We start from the raw sequence: 20,245 nt of genomic DNA, 5'->3' as shown, positions 1-20,245 counted from the left end.
GACGTTCTCCTTCAATTACTTCAATCGCCGAAAACCTTGCGCACCACGGCCTTTGCCCTCCGGGTCACCCGCAGGTAGTTGTCCAGGAATTCACCACCGTCGCCGCCGGGCCAGCCGGCGGCCACCGCAACCGCGTTGAGCGCACGCCCCGGTCCGGGCAGCTGATCGGTGGGTTTACCACGAACCAGCACCAGTGCGTTGCGGGCACGGGTTGCGGTCAGCCAGGCCTGCCGCAACCGGTCCACGTCGTCTTCCTCGAGCAGCCCGGCAGCCGCGATGGCATCCAAGGTCTCCAGCGTAGAGGTGTTGTGCAGGGCGGCCACCCGGTGGGCGTGCCGCAACTGCAGCAACTGCACGGTCCACTCGATGTCGGCCAGCCCGCCGCGGCCGAGCTTGGTGTGGGTGTTGGGGTCGGCGCCCCGCGGCAGGCGTTCGGCGTCGACGCGCGCTTTGACCCGCCGGATCTCACGTACCGCATCGGCCGACACCCCACCGGCCGGATAGCGGGTGTCGTCGACCATCTGCAGGAATCGGTTGCCCAGGTCGGCGTCGCCGGCGACCCAGTTGGCCCGCAGCAGCGCCTGGATCTCCCAGGGCTGCGCCCACTGTGCGTAATAGGCGGCATAGGAGGCCAGTGTGCGGACCGGCGGGCCGGTGCGGCCCTCGGGGCGCAGGTTGATGTCCACCTGCAGCGGGGGGTCGGCGCTGGCGGTGCCCAGCAGCGCTCTGACCTGTTCGACGATGGTGGTGGCCCAGCGCACTGCGTCGGCATCATCGGCGCCGGCCGCCTCTTCGTTGGCCTCGCAGACGAACATCACGTCGGCGTCGGAGCCGTAACCGAGTTCGCCACCGCCGAGCCGACCCATCGCGATCACCGCGATCCGTGCCGGTGCGGTCATCACCTCGTCACCGGAGGTCAGATTGACCCGGATGATCGCCTCCAGCGCGGCCTGCAGCACCGCCACCCACACCGCCGTCAACGCCCGGCAGACATCGGTGACCTCGAGCATGCCCAGCAGATCCGCCGAGGCGATCCGGGCCAGTTCGTGGCGACGCAGGCTGCGGGCCACCGCGATCGCGCGCTCGGGGTCGGGATAGCGTCCCGCCGAGGCGATCAGCGCCCTCGCCACCGCATCGGGGGCGGGGTCGAGCAGCTTCGGTCCGGACGGCCCGTCACCGTAGGACTGGATGACATCGGGCGCCCGCATCAGCAGGTCGGGGATGTAGGCGGAGGTGCCCAGCACCCGCATCAGCCGTTTGGCCACCGCGCTGCTGTCGCGCAGGGTGCTCAGGTACCAGCGCTGCTGCCCGAGCGCCTCGCTGAGCCGTCGATAGGCCAGCAATCCCGCATCCGGATTGGGGGTGCCCGACAGCCAGTACAGCAACGTCGGCAGCAGCACGGTCTGCACCTGACCCCGCCGGCCGCTCTGGTTGGTCATCGCGGCCAGATGGGTCAGCGCATTGTGCGGGGCCTCATAGCCCAGCGCGGCCAGCTGGCGTTCGGCGGCACCGGGTGTCAGTCCCCCGACCAGTTCCAGCCCGGCGGGCCGGACCGCCTCCAGCAGCGGCTGGTAGAAGAGTTTGGCGTGCAGCCGCGACACCCGCCGGTTCTGCGCCTTGAGTTCGGCGCGCAGCACGCCGAGCGCATCGCGCCTGCCGTCGGGCCGGATGTGGGCGGCTCGGGCCAGCCAACGCAGCGCCTCGTCGTCGTCGGGGGGCGGGAGCATGTGGGTGCGCTTGAGTCGCTGCAGCTGCAGCCGGTGTTCGAGCAGTCGCAGGAACTCGTACGACGCGGTCAGATCGGCCGAGTCCTCCCGACCGATGTAGCCGCCGGCACCCAAGGCCGCCAGCGCGTCGACGGTGGACGCCACGTGCAACGATTCGTCCCCGCGGCCGTGCACCAACTGCAGCAGTTGCACGGCGAACTCCACGTCGCGAAGTCCACCGGAGCCCAGTTTTATCTCGCGGGAACGGATCTCCGCCGGCACCAGTTGGGCCACCCGCCGGCGCATCGCCTGCACGTCGGGGACGAAATCCTCACGCTCACAAGCGGTCCACACCATCGGCAGCAGGGCGTCGACGTAGGCCCTGCCCAGTTCGGCGTCACCGGCCGCGGGCCGTGCCTTGAGCAGCGCCTGGAACTCCCAGGTCTTGGCCCACCGCTGGTAGTAGGCGACATGCGATTCCAGGGTCCGCACCAGCGCACCGTGGCGCCCCTCGGGCCGCAGCCCGGCGTCCACTTCGAAGAACGCCTCGCCGGCCACCCTCATCACTTCGCCGGCCAGCCGCGTGCTCAGCGCGTCGGCCTCTTCGGCGACGAAGATGACGTCGACGTCGCTGACGTAATTCAGTTCGCGGGCACCGCATTTGCCCATTGCGATCACTGCCAGCCGAGGAGCGGGATCGCCGGCTTCGTCACCGCAGACCAGCAGTTGGGCGACCTGCAGCGCCGCCGCCAGCGCGGCGTCGGCCAGGTCCGCCAGGTGCTCGCCGACCGCCACGAAGGGCAGCCCGGGCAGACCCTCCACGGTGGGGGCCAGGTCTATCGCCGCCAGCACCAGCAGTCGATCGCGATACAGCGACCGCAACCGCTCGACGTAGGCACCATCGGTCGTCTCGGTGACACAGGCGGCGAACATGGCCCGCAACTCCGCCGGCGACGGCAGCGTGATCGACCAACAGTCGGCGCCCTCGGCGTCTTCGGGGCTGGTCAGCAGCTTCCACGAGTCCGGGTGGGTGATCAGGTGATCGCCCAGCGCCACCGAGGATCCCAGTACCCCGAAGAACCGCCCGCGCAGCCCGCGATCGGACATCAGCGCCGCGCTGAGTTCGGCCCAGTCGATACCGGGCGCCTCGGACAGTCGTACCAGGGTGCGCAACGCCGCGTCGGCGTCGGCCGCCCGCGACAGCGCCCAGAGCACGTCGACGTTGGGTTGGGTGTAGGCGCTGTACCAGCCCAGCGCGGTCAGATCCGCTGCGGCATAACGGTCGACCAAACCGAGCCGTCCAACGCTGGGCAGCTTGCGGCGCTGCGCTCCGGGATAGGCCACGACCGTCGGCGGGCCTTACAACGCCAGGTAGTTCTGCAGCTCGTAGGGCGTCACATGGCTGCGGTAGTTGGCCCACTCCTGACGCTTGTTGCGCAGGAAGAAGTCGAAGACCTGCTCCCCCAACGCTTCTGCAACCAGCTCGGAGTTCTCCATCTCCGAGAGCGCCCGCTCGAGGGTCCCGGGAAGTTCCTTGTAACCCATCGCGCGGCGTTCCTCGGGGGTCAGCGCCCAGACGTTGTCCTCGGCCTCCGGCCCCAGCTCGTAACCCTGCTCGACCCCGCGCAGGCCGGCGGCCAACAACACCGCGAACGCCAGGTAGGGGTTGCACGCCGAGTCCGGGCTGCGCACCTCGATACGCCGGGACGACGTCTTGTGCGGGCTGTACATCGGCACCCGCACCAGCGCCGAGCGGTTAGAGGCGCCCCAAGACGCCGCGGTGGGGGCTTCACCGCCGTGGATCAGCCGCTTGTAGGAGTTCACCCACTGATTGGTGACGGCGCTGATCTCGTTGGCGTGCTCGAGGATTCCGGCGATGAACGACTTCGCGGTGGCCGACAGCTGCAGCGGGTCGTCCGGGCTGTGGAAGGCGTTGACCTCGCCCTCGAACAGGCTCATGTGGGTATGCATGGCCGACCCGGCGTGTTCGCGGAACGGCTTGGGCATGAACGACGCCCGCACGCCCTCTTTGAGCGCGATCTCTTTGATCAGGTACCGGAACGTCATCACGTTGTCGGCCATCGACAGCGCGTCGGCGTAGCGCAGGTCGATCTCCTGCTGGCCGGGAGCGTGCTCATGGTGGCTGTATTCCACCGAGATGCCCATCGACTCCAGTGCCTCGATGGCGTGCCGGCGGAAGTTGGCGGCCGAGCCGTGGATGGACTGGTCGAAGTAGCCGGCGTCGTCGGCCGGAACCGGGGTGCTGCCGTCATACGGGCCGGGCTCGAGCAGGAAGAACTCGATCTCGGGGTGCACGTAGCAGGCGAATCCGAGCTCGCCGGCCTTGGCGAGCTGCCGGCGCAGCACGTGCCGCGACGACGCCCAGGCCGGGGAACCGTCGGGCATGGTGATGTCGCAGAACATCCGGGCCGAGTACTGCCGACCGGCATCCGATGTCCAGGGCAGCAGCTGGAAGGTGGACGGGTCCGGGTGGGCGACCATATCCGATTCGAAGACCCGGGCGAAGCCCTCGATCGCCGAGCCGTCGAAGCCCACGCCCTCGTCGAAGGCGCCCTCGAGTTCGGCCGGGGCGATCGCGACGGACTTCAGATAACCGAGTACGTCGGTGAACCAGAGCCGGACGAAACGGATGTCGCGTTCCTCCAGCGTGCGGAGCACAAACTCCTTCTGACGGTCCATACCGCGAAGCGTATCAGCGCTCAGCACTTCGCATCGTTTGGCGGCAACGTGCCGTCGACCAGGTAACGGGTGGCGAATGCGTCGACGCATTCGTTGCCCTGGAACACCACGGTGTGCTGGGTTCCGTTGAACGTCAGCAGCCCGCCGCGCAGTTGCTTGGCCAGGTCCACCCCGGCCTGATACGGGGTGGCCGGATCCCGGGTCGTGGACACCACCATGGTCGGCGGCAGATCCGGCACCGAGACCGCATGCGGTTCACTGGTCGGCGGCACCGGCCAGAACGCGCAGGTGCCCAGCGGCGCATCCCCGGTGAACTTCCCGTAGCTCATGAACGGCGCGACCTCGCGTGCCCGACGGTCTTCGTCGATCACCTTGGCGCGGTCGGTGACGGGCGGCTGATCGACACAGTTGACCGCGACGCGGGCATCGGTGGCGTTGGTGTAGTGGCCGCCGGCGTCGCGCCGCATGTACAGGTCGGCCAGGCTCAGCATGATGTCGCCGCGGCCGTCCACCAGATCCGCCAGACCGTTGTTGAGGTGCTGCCAGAACGTCGGCGAGTACAGCGCCATGATGGTGCCGACGATCGCGTCGCTGTAACTGAGCCCGCGGGGGTCCTTGGTCTTGGCGGGACGATCGACCAGCGGGTTGACCAGACTGTGGTAGACGTCGACGGCCTTGGCCGGGTCGGTGCCCAACGGGCAGTCCTCCTCCTTGGCGCAGTCCGCCGCGAAGTCGTCGAACGCGCCCTGGAACGCCTGGGCCTGGCGCAGATCCTCTTCAATCGGGTCGGCGTTGGGGTCGACCGCGCCGTCGAGGATCATTGCGCGCACGTTCTGCGGGAACGCCTCGGCGTAGGCGGCGCCGATCCGGGTGCCGTAGGAGTAGCCCAGATAGGTCAGCTTCTCGTCGCCCAGGCCGGCGCGGATCGCATCGAGATCGCGGGCGACGTTGACGGTGCCGACGTTGGCCAGGAACTCCTCGCCGGTCTTGTCCAGGCAGCGTTGGACGTACTCCTTGGTCTCGTTCTCGATCGCCGCCACACCCTCGGGGCTGTAGTCGACCTGGTCCAGGGCGCGCAGCCGGTCGTTCTCCTTGTCGGAGTTGCACCAGACCGCCGGCCGCGACGACGCGACCCCGCGCGGGTCGAATCCGACCAGGTCGAAACGCTCGTTGACCCGGCGCGGCAGCGCGGTGATCAGGCTGGCCGCGGTCTCGATGCCCGACTCCCCCGGCCCGCCCGGGTTGATCACCAGTGAGCCGATCTTCTCCTTGGTGGCCGGGAACCGGATCATCGCGAGTTGCGCGATCGCGCCCTGCGGTTTGTCGTAGTTCACGGGTACCGCCAGGAATCCGCACCGGGCGCTGGCCGGCACCTTGATGTTGGTGTCGGCGGTGAAACGGCATTTCTCCCACTGCACCGGCTGACCGACCTGCGGCACCGCCAGCACCGCATGTCCCGGCGTCATCCGGGTGCAACTGCCGACCATCAGGGCCACCATCGCGATCACGAGGCAGGTCAGGGGGGTGCGCATGATCCTGTCACGGCGCGTCGGCGAGCTCATGACACCACATGCTGCCATGCAGACCCGGGGATGCCCGGGCACCGGCTGCGCTCAGCGCGTTGACGATGTGAGGAAATGCACTCGACCTGGAGGTTCAGCAACGCTTCCGCAGGTGGCACACTGGCTGATGTCAGACGACCCGGGGACCCGCTCATGGGCTTCGAGGATCGACCCGACCATTTATAGGGATAACGATGTCTGAGCACGTCTATGGCGCTTCACCTGAGCCTGCACGCATTGCCCCGCAGACCCGCGTCCACCATCTGCAGCAGATGAAGGGCGAGGGCCGTAAATGGAGCATGCTGACGGCCTACGATTACTCCACCGCCCGAATCTTCGACGACGCCGGTATCCCGGTGCTGCTGGTCGGCGACTCGGCCGCCAATGTGGTCTACGGCTACGACAGCACCGTTCCGATCACCGTCGATGAGCTGATTCCGCTGGTCCGCGCGGTGGTGCGCGGCGCCCCGCACGCCCTGGTGGTGGCCGACCTGCCGTTCGGCTCCTACGAGGCCGGGCCCGCCGCGGCGCTGGCGACCGCCACCCGGTTCATGAAGGAAGGCGGCGCGCACGCGGTCAAGCTGGAGGGCGGCGAGCGGGTGGCCGATCAGATCGCGACGCTGTCGGCGGCCGGTATCCCGGTGATGGCCCACATCGGATTCACTCCGCAGAGCGTCAACACCCTGGGCGGTTTCCGCGTGCAGGGCCGCGGTGACGCCGCCGAGCAGACCATCCACGATGCGATCGCGGTAGCCGAGGCCGGCGCGTTCTCGGTGGTGATGGAGATGGTGCCCGCCGAGCTGGCCACCCAGATCACCGGCAAACTGACCATCCCCACCATCGGCATCGGTGCCGGACCGAACTGCGACGCCCAGGTTCTGGTGTGGCAGGACATGGCCGGGATGACCACCGGCAAGACCGCCCGCTTCGTCAAGCGTTTCGGTGAGCTGGGTGCTGAATTGCGCCGGGCGGCGGAGCAGTACGCCGACGAGGTCGCAGCGGGCACGTTCCCCGCCGAGGAGCACTGCTTCTAGTCCCGGCGGTGCCCCGGCGCGGCGGCCTGCGCCGCTACTCGGGCAGCTCTGATGAGGTCCAGTTGCAGCGCTTCTGCTGGTCGGCCAGCGGCTGGCGGAGCTGCTTCAGATCGGTATGCACCTGGGGGTTGGCGTCCATGTAGGCCTGCAGCGCCGCTTCGGCGTCGTCCTGCGGTTCGGTCTTCAGCTTGGTGAAGAACTCGTTGACGTCCGGGTGGGCGGTCAGATATGCCGCGGTCTCGGTCGCCGCGCTGGCCGAAGCGCGGGCCAGGTCGGCCGCCGTGCAGTTCGCCGGGGTCGGGTCGGCCGCCGCGGTACCGACGGCGCCGAACAGCGCCGCTCCGGCCAGAGCGCCGGCGGCGATACCACCGTAGATCCCGCGCAGGTCGATCCGGGTGAAACTCAACATGGCTACTCCCTCACCTCGACAATGACGTCCGGTATTGCGATCTTCATCGCACGCTGTAAACAGTACCGAGCACGAAATACCATAAAGCACAGGAACATCGGGCGCGGCCCGTATACTCCGATTCCATGACCGCTCACGAAATGGTTTCGCGCAAGGCCGATTCCCGCCGGCGACGGTCGATGAACCGGCGTTCGTGGATCGTCGGGGTCGCGGCCGTGCTGGGAGTGTTCGGTGCGGCGGAGGCCGCCACCGTCATCCGACCGCCCGCCGAGGCTCAGGCCACGATCTGTGTGGGGATCGGCCGCATCATCGGTATCAGTGACTGTTTCGGAGGCATGCGGGATTACGCGCCGATACCGCGCGACTACTACGCACCCCCGCCCCCGCCGCCGCCACCCGCGCCGGCTACGACGACCGCACCGCCGCCGCCTCCGGCGCCGTAGCCCCTGGCCGGGCCATGGTGCCGGCTCGATCTGGCACCATGGAGTCTGCGGCCCGCGTCCCGTGGAGGCGAGAATGTCAGGAATCGTCGATCGGGATTCGACTATGACTCAGCACCTGGAAATCGAGTGCAAATTCGACGTCGAAGAGTCCACGCTCCCGCCGTCGTTCTCGGGCATCCGGGGGGTCGCTCGGGTAACACAGCTACCGCCGGTGGAACTGGCCGCGACCTACTTCGACACCGCCGGGCATGACTTGGCGGCGCGGCGGATCACGCTGCGCCGACGCACCGGCGGCCCCGACGCGGGCTGGCACCTGAAGCTTCCGGCCGGGCCGGACGCCCGCACCGAGGTGCGCGCGCCCCTGGGCGAGGAGATTCCGGACGACCTGCTCGATGTGGTGACCGCGATCGTGCGGGATCGGCCGGTGGCTCCGGTGGCGCAGATCCGTACCGCACGCAGCCTGGTGGTGCTGCACGACGAGCACGGTGAGGTGTTGGCGGAGTTCTGCGACGATCAGGTCACCGCCTCGGCCGACGGTTCGGCAACCGACCAGACCGAACAGTACTGGCGGGAATGGGAACTGGAGCTGGGCTGCGGGGACCGCAAGTTGCTGGATCGGTTGGGCAACCGACTGCTCGACACCGGCGCCAGGCCCGCCGGCCACGGTTCCAAACTGGCCAGAGTGCTCGACTCACCGGCGAGGCCGGCGCCCCCGACCGATCGCCTGCACCGGGCGTTGGCCGAGCAGGTCGAGCAACTGCTGGTCTGGGATCGCGCGGTGCGCGCGGACATCGACGACGCGGTTCACCAGATGCGGGTGACCATCCGACGGATCCGCAGTCTGTTGAACAGCAAGGAGCCGGCGCACGCGGTGGTGCTCGGCGAGCTGAAGGAACTGGGCACGGTGCTGGGTGCCGCCCGGGATGCCGAGGTCCTGGCCCAGCGTTATCGGCAGGCGCTGGACACGCTGGCACCGGAGCTGGTCCGCGGTCCGGTCCGTGAACGGCTGGTGGACGGTTCGCTGCGCCGCTATCAGGCCGGGCTACGACGCAGTCTGGCCGCGATGCGGTCCCCGCGCTATTTTCGGCTGCTCGACGGCCTCGAGGATCTGGTCGGAGCGCCGGCCGCCGGGCGGTCCGCCACCGTCGGCCTCGCCTACCGGCGGCTGCGCAAGGCGGTGAAGGCCGCCAAGGGCGCGGCCGACCACGACGCGGCCCTGCACCGGATCCGCAAGGCTGCCAAGCAGCTGCGCTATGCGGCCGCGGCGGCGAACAAGAAGAAGATCGCCCGGCGGGCGAAGACGATTCAGACCCTGCTCGGCGAGTACCAGGACAGCGTGGTCAGCCGGGCGCATCTGCTTCACCAGGCCGACGCCGCGGCGGCCGCCGGTCAGGACACCTTCACCTACGGGGTGCTCTATGCCCGGGAGGCCGAACTCGCCGCGCGGTGCGAGGCGGCACTGCGGCCGGCCCTGCGCAAACTCGACCGGATCATGTAGCGCGACTCGACAAAGGCCAACCGCGGCCGCGTGGCTACCGCCTCTGGCAGTCGACCCATTCCAGATAGGCGGATCCGCTCACCGCTTTGCCACGCCAGTGGCCGGTATAGGAGTACGCGCCGACGTATCCGCGCCCATGGCCGAAGCGAAGCGGGGAATCGACGGTGCCCGTGATCGAAGCGATCTCGCGACCGTAATGCAGTATGTCCCAACGCAAGCGGCGCGGAACCCTCATCGACCGCCCCATCGGGTCGACCTGCGGGTCGGCGTATTCGATGACTTTGAACCGAACGTCGTCGAACACCTCGGCCGGCCGGTCCAGGTACCGCACCTGGGCCAGCCGGCATGCGGTGGCACCGGCCGCGCGCACATCGGTCAGGAGCAACTGGATATCACCGGGCAGCGCGATGATCTGGTAGGTGAAGAAATCGACCGGCAACCGGGCGGGTGCCGGCAGCGGTCGCGCCAGCATCGTCTGCGGACTGATGCAACGCGCATACTCCACGGTGCCGATGCCGGACACCGGAATCCGTTCGTCCCCGTCGCGCAGCACACCGCGGTAGGGAGCCAGCAGACTGAAGTGATCGTAGACCGGCGTCTTGACGAAGTACGAGACGTGTTGGGTCGCATCGAACTCCAGGTCGATGCCGAATTCCTCGTAGTCTCCGTGCACGGTGTATCGAGGATGGTCGGCCTCGACCGCCAGATGCTCACCCCAGCGAAGGGTCGATCCGTCGGCGGCGAAGTCGCAGTCGCGGCGGGCGTCGTAGGCGCGGTAATGGTGGTGATCCGCTGCCGCGGTCGAGGAGAGCACCGTGGTGGTGTCGCGCACGTCGGCGCTGGCCACCACGCCGTTGTCGAATATCACCGTTCCGGTGGTTCCGATCAAGGTCATGGTGTTGACGTAGCGATACGGCTCCGGCAGGTCCGGGACGAAGAATCCGTAGTGCGTCCAGCCCCATCGGCGACTGCCCAGTTCGGGACGCATCTGCCGAGCCTGGGTGAACGGTTGGACCGACGCCGAAAGGCGACGATCCAGCATCGGCAACACGTGCCGTGTCAGGCCGCGTCCGGCCGCATCGAGTAACCGACTCCGCTCGCCCACCCCGGTCACGCCGCCCCCTTGCGCAGTGCAGTCATGTAGCCCCCTCGACGATGACCCTGCGGCCATCTTGATATCCGCCGAGGGCTTGGTCAATGGGGGCGGGGCGGCCCGGTGGAGAGGGCGGACGAGTTGGCCTGTAAGCCGGATTCTGTCCCGCACCGCTTACGCGCTGCGGCGGCGACCATCCATCTGGGCACACCGTCGCCGGGTACCTCAAGCGGCCTACCCGCAGATTCGGGCGAGCAGCCCTCGAACACCTGCGCGACCGCACCGGAGTGCGGCCTTCTTGGCCTTGCTTCGGGTGGGGTTTACCAAGCCGTCCCGGTCACCCGTGACGCTGGTGCGCTCTTACCGCACCGTTTCACCCTTACCACCTCGCGGTGGCGGTCTGTTTTCTGTGGCACTGTCCCGCGAGTCACCTCGGATTGCTGTTAGCAATCACCCTGCTCTGTGAAGTCCGGACTTTCCTCGACCCGCCTGAAGCGGGCCGCGGCCGCCCGGCCAACTCGTCCGCGCTGATCACCGTACCGGTAAGCCGATGTGGCGGGCCAACCGTGCCATACTCGCGACGTGAGCGAGTATCCGGGCGACGGTCCTGATCAGCCCAGTGGCTATCCCCCGCTCGGCGGCTATCCGCCGCAGAGCGGCTATGCCCAGCCCGGTTTCTATCCGCCGCCCGGCGCGTACCCGCCGCCGGGCGCGTACCCGACACCGGGCGGTTACGGGGCGCTCGACCCCTACGCTCCGTTCGGCCGGGATCCGATGACCGGTGAGCCGTACTCCGACAAGTCCAAAGCCGCCGCCGGCCTGTTGCAACTGTTTCTGGGTGGTTTCGGCGCGGGCCGGTTCTACCTGGGCTCGAACCAGCTGGCGGTCGCACAGTTGGCCACCTGGATCGTCGGCTTGCTGCTGCTGGTCTTCGGCATCGGCGCACTCATCTGGTTCGGCCTGGGCATCTGGGTGATCGTGGACGCCATCATGATCTTCACCGGCTCGGTGCGCGACCGGTACGGCCGACCGCTGCGGCCCTGAACCGGACGCCCCGATGGCCGCAGCCGTTCCGCCCAACCGTTGGCAGCGCCGCGTCGACGCCGCCGACTGGGCTGCGGTGCGCACCGAACTGGACGAATCCGGCGGCGCCCTGCTCCCCCGCCTGTTGACCGGGCCGGAAGCCGCACGGCTGCGACGGTGCTACACCGACGACACGCGTTTTCGCACCACCGTCGACATGCAGCGACATCGCTACGGCTCCGGCCAATACCGCTATTTCACCGCACCGGCACCCGATCCCGTCGAACCCCTCAAACGGGCGTTGTACCCGCACCTGTTGCCGATCGCCCGGGAGTGGGCGGACCGACTCGGCCGGGAGTCGCCCTGGCCCGACGATTTCGATACCTGGCTGGAGCACTGCCACCGTGCCGGCCAGATCAAACCGACCGCCCTGATGCTGCACTACGGCCCGGGCGACTGGAATGCCCTGCACCGGGATCTCTACGGCGAGTTGGTGTTTCCACTACAAGTCGTGATCAACCTCAGCGATCCGGGCACCGATTACACCGGCGGTGAGTTCCTGCTGGTCGAGCAGCGTCCCCGCGCCCAGTCGCGGGGAATGGCCGTGCAGTTACCCCGGGGGCAGGGCTATGTGTTCACCACCCGCGATCGACCGGTGCGCTCGACTCGGGGATGGTCGACGGCCCCGGTGCGCCACGGGGTCTCCCCGGTCCGATCCGGCCAGCGCTACACCCTCGGATTGATCTTTCACGACGCCGCTTGAGGGACGCCGCTTGAGGGACGCATCCCCTGCGCTGCAGCAGAATCACGTTGCCGAGGCGGTCGTGATCTTCGCGGCCCACGGCGAACGGGTGCACCTGCACAGACCGAGCGAGCGTCGCCGGTCTACAGATAACCCGTCTGGTTGACCAGACGCACCGACGCGGGGCCGTCACCGTAGAACTCGGCGATGCTCAGTGACGCCAGATCCAGATGCAGCCGGTACAAGATGCCCGGGCCGGCGTCCAGCGCCAGCCGCAGCACCGTTTTGATCGGCGTCACATGCGACACCACCAGCACGGTGGAGCCGGCGTGGTCGGCCACGATCCGGTCGCGGGCCCGCTGCACACGCTGTTGCACCGCGTCGAAGCTCTCGCCGCCGGGCGGCTCGGTGGAGGTGTCTTTGAGCCATCGGCGGTGCAGTTCGGGGTCACGCTCGGAGGCCTCGGCGAACGTCAGGCCCTCCCAGGCTCCGAAGTCGGTCTCGGTCAGGTCGTCGTCGACGGTCACGTCCAGGCGCAGGAGCTTCGCCGCCGCGGCCGCGGTGTCGCGGCAGCGCTGCAGTGGCGAACTGACCACTGCGGCAATGCCGCCGCGCTCGGCCAGATAGCGCGCCGCGGACTCCGCCTGGCGCCACCCGGTGTCGGTCAGCGGCGGGTTGCCCCGGCCCGAGTAGCGCCGGTGCACCGACAGTTCGGTCTGCCCGTGCCGCAGCAGCAGCATGCGGGTCGCGGTTCCGGTGGCCCCGGTCCAGCCGGGAGCGGTGGGCGCCGGCGCCGGAGCCGTCTCGGCCTTGTCGGTCGGAGGCTTGTCGATCCCGGCGGCGGCGTCCATCGCCTCGTTGGCCAGCCGGTCTGCGTGCGAGTTCTTCTCCCGCGGGATCCAGGTGTAGCGGACATGGTCGAATCGCGACGCCAGGTCGCGGGCCTGCCGGTGCAGTGCGATGAGGTCGGGGTGTTTGACCTTCCACCGGCCGGCCATCTGTTCGACCACCAGCTTGGAATCCATGAACACGCCGACCTCGGCGGCACCCAGGCGGGACGCCTCGGTCAATCCGGCGACCAGGCCCCGGTATTCGGCGACGTTGTTGGTGGCGATCCCGATGGCCTCTTTGGCCTCGGCCAGCACATCGGCGCGGTCGGCCGACCACACCACCGCGCCGTATCCGGCCGGTCCCGGGTTGCCACGCGATCCGCCGTCGGCTTCGACTATGACTTTCATCCCACGACCCTCACCAGCGATGCCGCTAACCGAAGTCCTTGACCCGCAACAGGATCGCGTTGCATTCGGGGCAGCGCAGCACCTCGTCGGGCTCGGCGGCCGAGATCCGGGCCAGCTCACCGCGATCGATCTCGATCCGGCAGGCACCACACTGGCCGCCGCGCAGCGGTCCCGCGCCGACCCCGGCCGACGCCCGCTGCCGCTCATAGAGGGCCAGCAGTTCGTCGCCGATCGTCGCGACCAACTCGTCACGGCTGGTGGCGCGCTGCGCGCGGGTGGTCTCGATCTCCGCCAGCGCGGTGTCCACCGCCTCCTGGACCCGGGCCAGGTCGGCGGCCAGACCCTCGACGACGGCCGCTTCGGCGTCCGCCTGGGTCTGCAGTTGCTCCCGCTGCTCCATCAGTTCCAGCAGCGAGTCCTCCAGGCTGGACTGACGTTTCTGCAGCGTCTCCAGCTCGTGCTGCAGGTCGGCGACCTGCTTGACGTTCGTCTGGCTCGAATCCAGCAGCGCACGGTCGCGATCCTCGCGCTGGCGCACCGCGTCGATCTCGGATTCCAGGCGACCGGCCTGGGCGTCCAAGTCCTCCAGCGCCAGCTCCAACGCCGCCAGCCGATCCGCGGCGGCGACCTGATCGGCCTGGATACGCTCGCGCTCCTGCTGCTCGGGCAGGTGCCCGGCACGGTGGGCGATCCGGGCCAATTCGGCGTCCAGCTCCGCCAATTCGAGTAGCGAACGTTGCTGTGCTACTTCGGCTTTCATGGCCGGTCTCCTTCGTGCGCGAGGTTCCAGGGGTCAGTGCGCAGCGTGCTCACGTGCACCGGCAACGTCGCACCGAAATGCGAGCGCAGTATATCGGCGGCTTGAGTGCACCACGGGTATTCACTGGCCCAGTGCGCCACGTCGACCAACGCCATCGGCGACCGGCGGGAGTGCTCGTCGGCGGGATGATGCCGCAGGTCCGCGGTGACGTAGACCTGGACATCGGCGGCGGCCGCGGCGTCCAGCAGTGAATCGCCGGCGCCGCCGCAGACCGCGACCCGCGAGACCTGCAGGTCGGGATCACCGGAGGCGCGTACCCCCCATGACGTGGCTGGCAGCACCGCGGCGACGCGGTTGACGAAGTCGTGCAACGGCTCGGGAACGGCCAGACTCCCGATCCGGCCGATCCCGACACCGGCGGGCAGCGGCTGCAACGCGAGGATGTCGAAAGCCGGCTCCTCGTAGGGGTGTGCGGCCCGCAGCGCCGCGTGGATACGCGCCCTGGCCCGCGCCGGTGCCACGACTTCGACGCGATCCTCGGCGACGCGCTCCACCGCACCCACCTGCCCGATGGCCGGCGTCGCACCGTCGCCCGGCAGGAATTGGCCGGTACCCGGGACGCTCCAGCTGCACTGCGCGTAGTCGCCGATCTGGCCGGCGCCGGCGGCGAACACCGCAGCGCGCACCGAGTCGGCGTAGGCCGCCGGTGTGTAGATCACCCATTTGTCGGTGTCGACCGCCGCAGCGGCGGGGTCCAGAACCGCCTCGACGGTCAGCCCCAGCGCGTCGGCGAGCGCGTCGGACACCCCGGGCGAGGCGGCATCGGCGTTGGTGTGGGCGGTGAACAGGGCGCGGCCGTTGCGGATCAGCCGATGCACCAGCGAGCCCTTGGGGGTGCTGGCCGCCACGGTGTCCACGCCGCGCAGCAGCAGCGGGTGATGCGCCAGCAGCAGACCGCCGGCGGGCACCTCGTCGACCACCGCAGCGGTCGCGTCGACGGCGATGGTCACCGAACTCACCGTCTCGTCCGGGTCACCGCAGACCAGCCCGACGGAATCCCAGGAGTGGGCCAACCCGGGCGGGTAGGCCGCATCCAGTACGTCGATGACGTCAGCCAGCCTCGCGGTCACACTGCAAGACAGTAGTGCGCCACCCGGCGAGCTCTCCGGCCACGTCGGGGACAATGGACCCGTGACACGCACCGGCACCGCCGCCGCCGAACTGGTGATCTTCGACCTGGACGGCACCTTGACCGACTCCGCCGCCGGGATCGTCGCCAGCTTCCGCCATGCGCTGGGCCGGATCGGCGCTCCGATCCCCGAGGGTGATCTCGCCCAGCGGCTGGTCGGCCCGCCGATGCACCACACGCTGGCCGCGATGGGTCTGGGCGCGCGGGCCGAGACGGCGATGGCCGCCTACCGGGCCGACTACACCAGCCGCGGGTGGAAGATGAACACCGTCTTCGACGGGGTGTCCGAGCTGCTGCACGACCTGCGGGCGGCCGGGATCCGGTTGGCCGTGGCGACCTCCAAGGTCGAGCCCACCGCGCGCCGGATCCTCGCTCATTTCGGGCTCGACGGCTATTTCGAGGTGGTGGCCGGGGCCAGTGTCGACGGCGTCCGGGCCGCCAAAGCCGACGTGGTGAGTCATGCCCTGCAACAGTTGTCCCCGCTGCCCGAGCGGGTGCTGATGGTCGGCGACCGGCGCCATGACGTCGACGGTGCCGCCGCGCACGGCATCGACACCGTCTTGGTCGGCTGGGGCTACGGGCGCTCCGACTACGCCGACGTCGCCGACGGCGATGGTGACGGCCCTGTTCCTTGTCCCGACGGTCCGATCGCCCGCGTGCAGACCGTCTCCGAACTACGGGAGGTACTCGGTGTCTGATCCGGCACTGCATGTCACGTTCGTGTGTACCGGCAACATCTGCCGCTCGCCGATGGCCGAGAAGATGTTCGCCCACCAGCTCGCACAGCGCGGCTTGGGCGACCTGGTGCGCGTGAGCAGCGCCGGTACCGCGGACTGGCATGTCGGCAAGGGTGCCGACGAACGCACCAACCGGGTGCTGCGCGACAACGGCTATCCGGTGGAGCATCGCGCCGCCCAGGTCGGTCCCGAGCACGAGTCCGCCGACCTGGTGATCGCGCTGGGGCGCAACCACGTCGGGCTGCTCCAGGGGCTGGGGATTCCCGCCGAGCGGATCCGCATGCTGCGGTCCTTCGACCCGCGTTCGGGCGCGGCCGTACCCGACGTCGACGACCCCTACTACGGCGACCACGACGACTTCGTGCAGGCCTTCACCGTCATCGCGGCGTCGCTGCCGGGTCTGCACGATTGGGTCGACGCCCAGCTGGCACCGGGTCGGGACGGTTGATGCGACGCCTGGCCTTCCTGCTACGCCCGAGCTGGCTGGCTCTGGCGGCGGTGGTGCTGGGCTTCGCCTACCTGTGCTTCACGGTGCTGGCGCCATGGCAGCTGGGGAAGAACACCACCACCTCACGCGCCAACAGTCAGCTGGAGCACGCCCTGACAGCGGAACCGGTGCCGCTGACAACGCTGCTGCCGCATCAGGATTCGTCGGCGCCCGACGAGCAGTGGCGCCCGGTGACGGCCACCGGACGCTACCGCCCCGAAGCACAGGTGCTGGTGCGGTTGCGGGTGATCGACGGGATGCCCGCGGTAGAGGTGCTGACCCCGTTCGCCGTCAAGGGCGGTCCGACGGTGCTGGTGAACCGCGGCTATGTACGCACCGAAGACGGCGGTTCGCGGCTGCCCGAGATTCCGCCGCCGCCGGATTCGGAGGTCACCCTGATCGCGCGCCTGCGGGATCCCCAGGGCGCGGTTCCGGACAAGGCCCCGTTCACCGCCAACGGTTTTCGCCAGGTGTACTCGATCAACACCGAGCAGATCGCGGCGTTCACCGGCGTGCCGCTGACCGGGACCTACCTCCAACTGGGTGAGGACCAGCCCGGCGGGCTGGGTGTCATCGCACTGCCGCGCCGCGACAACGGGCCGTTTCTGTCCTACGGGATCCAGTGGATCGCGTTCGGCATCCTGGCACCGATCGGACTGGGCTATTTCGCGTTCGCCGAGTTGCGGGCCCGCCGGGCGGAAAGCCAGCCGACCGAAGCCGGCTCCGCCGACGGCGACGAACCCCCACCGATGACCGTCGAGCAGAAGCTCGCCGACCGGTACGGACGCCGCCGGTAGGCCACACCACCGGGCGCTGTGCCATTCTGGGGCCATGGTGAACCTTTCGGGTGTCGGGATCTGGAGTGCGTCGCTGCGCTACGGCGACCAGGGTGAGGCCGCCGAAGCGGCCGCCGAATTGGAGGAGCTGGGCTTCGGCGCGCTGTGGATCCCCGATGTCGGCGGCCCGGTGTTGGAGTCGGTGGCCAACCTGTTGGCGGCCACCCGGCAGGTGGTGATCGCCACCGGCATCCTGAACCTGTGGATGCATGAGCCCGCCGATGTCGCCGCGTCGCACGCCTCGCTGACCGCCGAACACGGTGACCGCTTCCTGCTCGGCATCGGGGTCAGTCATGCCCCGCTGATCGACTCTCGCGAACCCGGCCGCTACCGTCGGCCGCTGCACGCGACGGCCACCTTCCTCGACGGCCTGGACGCCGCGGAGACGCCCGTCCCGGTGCAGTCCCGTGTGCTTGCCGCACTCGGCCCGAAGATGCTGGATCTGGCCGCCGCCCGCAGTCGCGGCGCGCACCCGTATCTGGTCACTCCCGACCACACCCGCTTCGCCCGCGAGCAACTCGGTGTCGGCCCGCTGCTGTTGCCCGAGCAGACCGCGATCTTCTGTTCCAGTCGCGAGGAGGCGCGCGAGATCGGTGTTCCGTGGCTGGCCTCTTACCTGGCGCTGCCCAACTACGCCAACAACCTGCTGCGGACGGGCTTCTCCGAGGAGGACATCGCCGACGTCAGCGACCGGTTGTTCGACGCGATCATCGCCTGGGGCACCCCGGAGACCGTGCTCGGCCGGGTCGCCGAACACCATGCGGCCGGCGCCGATCACGTCTGCGTGCAGATGCTCGACGCCGACCCGCGCGCCTTCCCGCGTCAGCAGTGGCGCCGGCTGGCCGACGCCTTGGGCTGAGCCGCCTTGATTCTGGTGGGCGCGGACGGTTTCGAACCGCCGACCGCTGGTGTGTAAAACCAGAGCTCTACCCCTGAGCTACGCGCCCCTGCCTCGGGCAGGTTACCCGGATCGGTACCCCAGACCCAAAACGGCCACTACCCCGCGACGAGCGTGCACAGAATGCCGCCGCGGGCGGCGTGTCGGCGTACAGACACGCGCGCTCGCCGGTGAGGGGCTCAGGCTTTCAGGGCTTCCAGGGCGTCGAGCCAGAGTTGCTGGTCACGCGACTCACCGGGCTGCTTCATCTCGGCGAACCGGATGATGCCGGCCTTGTCGATGACGAACGTGCCCCGGTTGGGAAAGCCGGTCTCGGCGTTGAACACCCCGTAGTCCTGGCTCACCGCACCGTGCGGCCAGAAGTCCGACAGCACCGGGAACAGAAAGCCGCTCTCGGTCGCCCAGATCTTGTGGGTGGGCGGCGGGCCCACCGAGATCGCCAGGGCCACGCTGTCGTCGTTGACGTAGCTGGGCAGGTGGTCGCGCAACTGGTCGAGCTCGCCCTGGCAGATACCGGTGAACGCCAGCGGGAAGAACACCACCAGCACGTTCTTGGCACCCCGGAAGCTGCTCAGCGTCACCAACTGCTGGTTCTGGTCCTTGAGCGCGAAGTCCGGTGCCTGCGCGCCGACCTCCAGCATCAGCGCTTGCCCGACCGCGACTTGGGCTGCACCAGCCGGCTGGCGCTCCAGTCCCCCAGATTCACCGACGAGGTCGGCATCAGCCCCGCCGTCGGCGCCGCCTCGGCGATCTCGGCGGGCTGGACATGGCCCGACCTGCCGGTCTTGGGCGTCAGCACCCAGATCACGCCGTCGTCGGCCAGCGCGGTGATCGCGTCCATCAACGTATCCACCAGATCGCCGTCGCCGTCGCGCCACCACAGCAGCACGACGTCGACCACCTCATCGGTGTCCTCATCGAGCAGTTCACTACCGGAAGCCTCTTCGACATCGGCACGGATGTCGTCGTCGGCGTCGTCGTCCCAGCCGAACTCCTGGACCAACTGTTTGCTTTCGATGCCCAGTTTGCGGGCGAAGCTCGGGGCGTTATCCGCCGCGACCACCGTGCGACCTCCTTCGATCGTCAGCGCGTCGTATGTTAGGGAGTATCGTTGCACAGCTACGCATGCTGGCGCTGAGCATGGGGTTCAGAATGCTTTGCACAGCTGGATCCCCTTCTCCCTGGCGCGATTGAGTTCATCTTTGCGGGCGTTGTACACCGACACCGGCGCCTTGGCCGAAATCGCTGTAGCAACACCCCGTGCAGCCTCGGCATAGGTGTTGAACGCATCCACCAACTCCGAGGACAGCTTCTCGTTGATCGCCTTGGCGACCTCGTCGGCACTGCGATTGAGCGCCTCCACCGCAGGCCCGGCGGTTCCGGGGATGTCCCCGCCGTTGTTGAACGCTTCGACGTACCGGTTCACCACATCGACAGCATCACTGCTGCTGGAGACGAACCGTCCACACGCACCGCGTATCGCCTGAGTCGTCATCGAATGCTGACGCTGGGTCTCGCGGATGCTCGACGTCGCCTCCGACGCCGACACCGAGGACCGATACGCCGGGGCTTCCGAGACGTCCGCCTCCGGGGTACCACCGATGATGCTGGTACAGCCGACGACGCCCATAGCGATCGCCGCGACTCCACCGGCCACCAATGCGCCGACTCGGGCGTGTCGCCGCCTTCGCACGCGCGAAGCGGTCCGCCATCCGATCAGCACAACTTCAAACGTTACCGCGTACCGCTCACCGGGCCGAGATCAACCCACCTGCGGCCACTCACCCACCGCCGGTCGGCGACCGCGTGGGGCAGGATAGAAAAGACAGACCGATAAAACAATCGGGCCGGTGTCATCCCAGCCACAAGCCGGGAGACACATCTTGTCCT

General features: G+C 68.8%; 20 protein-coding genes, 1 tRNA gene and 1 other RNA gene. 9 read left to right on the top strand and 13 right to left on the bottom strand.

Going from position 1 to position 20,245, the window contains the following annotated elements; translation table 11 throughout:
• Positions 1-20: 20 nt before the first annotated feature.
• From RCP38_RS07540 to RCP38_RS07530, 3 genes are read right to left on the bottom strand one after another with little or no spacing between them, the layout of a single operon-like run.
• Complete coding sequence (locus RCP38_RS07540; protein WP_308476486.1) at positions 21-3,050, bottom strand: bifunctional [glutamine synthetase] adenylyltransferase/[glutamine synthetase]-adenylyl-L-tyrosine phosphorylase; 3,030 nt, start codon at positions 3,048-3,050, stop codon at positions 21-23.
• Between the two features lie 15 nt (positions 3,051-3,065).
• Positions 3,066-4,406, bottom strand: a complete 1,341-nt coding sequence (gene glnA / locus RCP38_RS07535) for a type I glutamate--ammonia ligase (protein ID WP_308476485.1) — start codon at positions 4,404-4,406, stop codon at positions 3,066-3,068.
• Positions 4,407-4,426: 20 nt separating this feature from the next.
• Entirely contained in the window at positions 4,427-5,968 is a 1,542-nt protein-coding gene (locus RCP38_RS07530) for an alpha/beta hydrolase (protein WP_308476484.1), read from the bottom strand.
• 194 nt (positions 5,969-6,162) lie between these two features.
• Here RCP38_RS07530 and panB point away from each other — a divergent pair, with 194 nt between their 5' ends.
• A complete protein-coding gene (gene panB / locus RCP38_RS07525; RefSeq protein WP_308476483.1) occupies positions 6,163-7,002 on the top strand; it encodes a 3-methyl-2-oxobutanoate hydroxymethyltransferase in 840 nt (279 codons plus the stop codon).
• A gap of 34 nt (positions 7,003-7,036) precedes the next feature.
• Here the strand turns inward: panB and RCP38_RS07520 are convergent, their stop codons facing one another.
• Positions 7,037-7,411: a heme-binding protein gene (locus RCP38_RS07520; protein WP_308476482.1), complete on the bottom strand. Its 375-nt coding sequence runs from the start codon at positions 7,409-7,411 to the stop codon at positions 7,037-7,039.
• A gap of 125 nt (positions 7,412-7,536) precedes the next feature.
• On the opposite strand from RCP38_RS07520, the gene RCP38_RS07515 reads away from it, so the two are divergent.
• Both RCP38_RS07515 and RCP38_RS07510 read left to right on the top strand, forming a co-directional pair.
• Positions 7,537-7,854 (top strand): hypothetical protein, encoded by a 318-nt coding sequence (locus RCP38_RS07515; RefSeq protein ID WP_308476481.1) that lies wholly within the window; start codon positions 7,537-7,539, stop codon positions 7,852-7,854.
• Between the two features lie 103 nt (positions 7,855-7,957).
• Complete coding sequence (locus tag RCP38_RS07510) at positions 7,958-9,352, top strand: CYTH and CHAD domain-containing protein (protein ID WP_308476480.1); 1,395 nt, start codon at positions 7,958-7,960, stop codon at positions 9,350-9,352.
• A 34-nt stretch (positions 9,353-9,386) separates the two neighbouring features.
• Here the strand turns inward: RCP38_RS07510 and RCP38_RS07505 are convergent, their stop codons facing one another.
• The gene (locus RCP38_RS07505; protein ID WP_308477111.1) at positions 9,387-10,394 is read right to left on the bottom strand and encodes a DUF6670 family protein; all 1,008 of its coding nucleotides are present in this window, start codon (positions 10,392-10,394) and stop codon (positions 9,387-9,389) included.
• Positions 10,395-10,578: 184 nt separating this feature from the next.
• Positions 10,579-10,966: RNase P RNA component class A (gene rnpB / locus RCP38_RS07500), an RNA gene on the bottom strand.
• Positions 10,967-11,027: 61 nt separating this feature from the next.
• Here rnpB and RCP38_RS07495 point away from each other — a divergent pair.
• Complete coding sequence (locus RCP38_RS07495) at positions 11,028-11,489, top strand: TM2 domain-containing protein (RefSeq protein WP_308476479.1); 462 nt, start codon at positions 11,028-11,030, stop codon at positions 11,487-11,489.
• Positions 11,490-11,502: 13 nt separating this feature from the next.
• Positions 11,503-12,231 carry a 2OG-Fe(II) oxygenase gene (locus RCP38_RS07490; protein WP_308476478.1) on the top strand — a complete coding sequence of 243 codons (729 nt, stop codon included), beginning with the start codon at positions 11,503-11,505 and terminating at the stop codon, positions 12,229-12,231.
• 122 nt (positions 12,232-12,353) lie between these two features.
• Here RCP38_RS07490 and RCP38_RS07485 read toward each other — a convergent pair whose 3' ends face one another.
• From RCP38_RS07485 to RCP38_RS07475, 3 genes are read right to left on the bottom strand one after another with little or no spacing between them, the layout of a single operon-like run.
• The gene (locus RCP38_RS07485; RefSeq protein ID WP_308476477.1) at positions 12,354-13,448 is read right to left on the bottom strand and encodes a bifunctional RNase H/acid phosphatase; all 1,095 of its coding nucleotides are present in this window, start codon (positions 13,446-13,448) and stop codon (positions 12,354-12,356) included.
• A gap of 25 nt (positions 13,449-13,473) precedes the next feature.
• Positions 13,474-14,208 (bottom strand): zinc ribbon domain-containing protein, encoded by a 735-nt coding sequence (locus tag RCP38_RS07480; RefSeq protein WP_308476476.1) that lies wholly within the window; start codon positions 14,206-14,208, stop codon positions 13,474-13,476.
• The gene (locus RCP38_RS07475; protein WP_308476475.1) at positions 14,205-15,338 is read right to left on the bottom strand and encodes a Nif3-like dinuclear metal center hexameric protein; all 1,134 of its coding nucleotides are present in this window, start codon (positions 15,336-15,338) and stop codon (positions 14,205-14,207) included. Before RCP38_RS07475 ends, RCP38_RS07480 begins: the two co-directional genes overlap by 4 nt.
• Positions 15,339-15,399: 61 nt before the next feature.
• Here RCP38_RS07475 and RCP38_RS07470 point away from each other — a divergent pair, with 61 nt between their 5' ends.
• The 4 genes from RCP38_RS07470 to RCP38_RS07455 are packed head-to-tail and all read left to right on the top strand — an operon-like array spanning position 15,400 to position 18,316.
• Positions 15,400-16,095: an HAD-IA family hydrolase gene (locus tag RCP38_RS07470; protein ID WP_308476474.1), complete on the top strand. Its 696-nt coding sequence runs from the start codon at positions 15,400-15,402 to the stop codon at positions 16,093-16,095.
• The gene (locus tag RCP38_RS07465) at positions 16,088-16,582 is read left to right on the top strand and encodes a low molecular weight protein-tyrosine-phosphatase (protein WP_308476473.1); all 495 of its coding nucleotides are present in this window, start codon (positions 16,088-16,090) and stop codon (positions 16,580-16,582) included. The genes RCP38_RS07470 and RCP38_RS07465 overlap by 8 nt, the downstream gene beginning before the upstream one ends.
• A complete protein-coding gene (locus RCP38_RS07460; RefSeq protein WP_308476472.1) occupies positions 16,582-17,418 on the top strand; it encodes an SURF1 family cytochrome oxidase biogenesis protein in 837 nt (278 codons plus the stop codon). The genes RCP38_RS07465 and RCP38_RS07460 overlap by 1 nt, the downstream gene beginning before the upstream one ends.
• Before the next feature lie 37 nt (positions 17,419-17,455).
• Positions 17,456-18,316 (top strand): LLM class F420-dependent oxidoreductase, encoded by an 861-nt coding sequence (locus RCP38_RS07455; protein WP_308477110.1) that lies wholly within the window; start codon positions 17,456-17,458, stop codon positions 18,314-18,316.
• Positions 18,317-18,329: 13 nt separating this feature from the next.
• On the opposite strand, the gene RCP38_RS07450 is transcribed toward RCP38_RS07455, so the two are convergent.
• From RCP38_RS07450 to RCP38_RS07435, 4 genes are all read right to left on the bottom strand, one after another.
• Positions 18,330-18,404, bottom strand: a tRNA-Val gene (locus tag RCP38_RS07450).
• A 130-nt stretch (positions 18,405-18,534) separates the two neighbouring features.
• A complete protein-coding gene (locus RCP38_RS07445) occupies positions 18,535-18,996 on the bottom strand; it encodes a peroxiredoxin (protein ID WP_308476471.1) in 462 nt (153 codons plus the stop codon).
• A complete protein-coding gene (locus tag RCP38_RS07440; protein WP_308476470.1) occupies positions 18,996-19,418 on the bottom strand; it encodes a DUF3052 domain-containing protein in 423 nt (140 codons plus the stop codon). Before RCP38_RS07440 ends, RCP38_RS07445 begins: the two co-directional genes overlap by 1 nt.
• An 84-nt stretch (positions 19,419-19,502) precedes the next feature.
• Positions 19,503-20,078 carry a hypothetical protein gene (locus RCP38_RS07435; RefSeq protein ID WP_373692461.1) on the bottom strand — a complete coding sequence of 192 codons (576 nt, stop codon included), beginning with the start codon at positions 20,076-20,078 and terminating at the stop codon, positions 19,503-19,505.
• Between the last annotated feature and the right edge of the window lie 167 nt (positions 20,079-20,245).

Source organism: Mycolicibacter sp. MU0083 (genome assembly GCF_963378075.1).
GTDB classification, from domain to species: domain Bacteria; phylum Actinomycetota; class Actinomycetes; order Mycobacteriales; family Mycobacteriaceae; genus Mycobacterium; species Mycobacterium kokjensenii.
The sequence above is the reverse complement of the archived record's forward strand: the minus strand, read 5'-3'. Positions and strand labels throughout refer to the sequence as shown.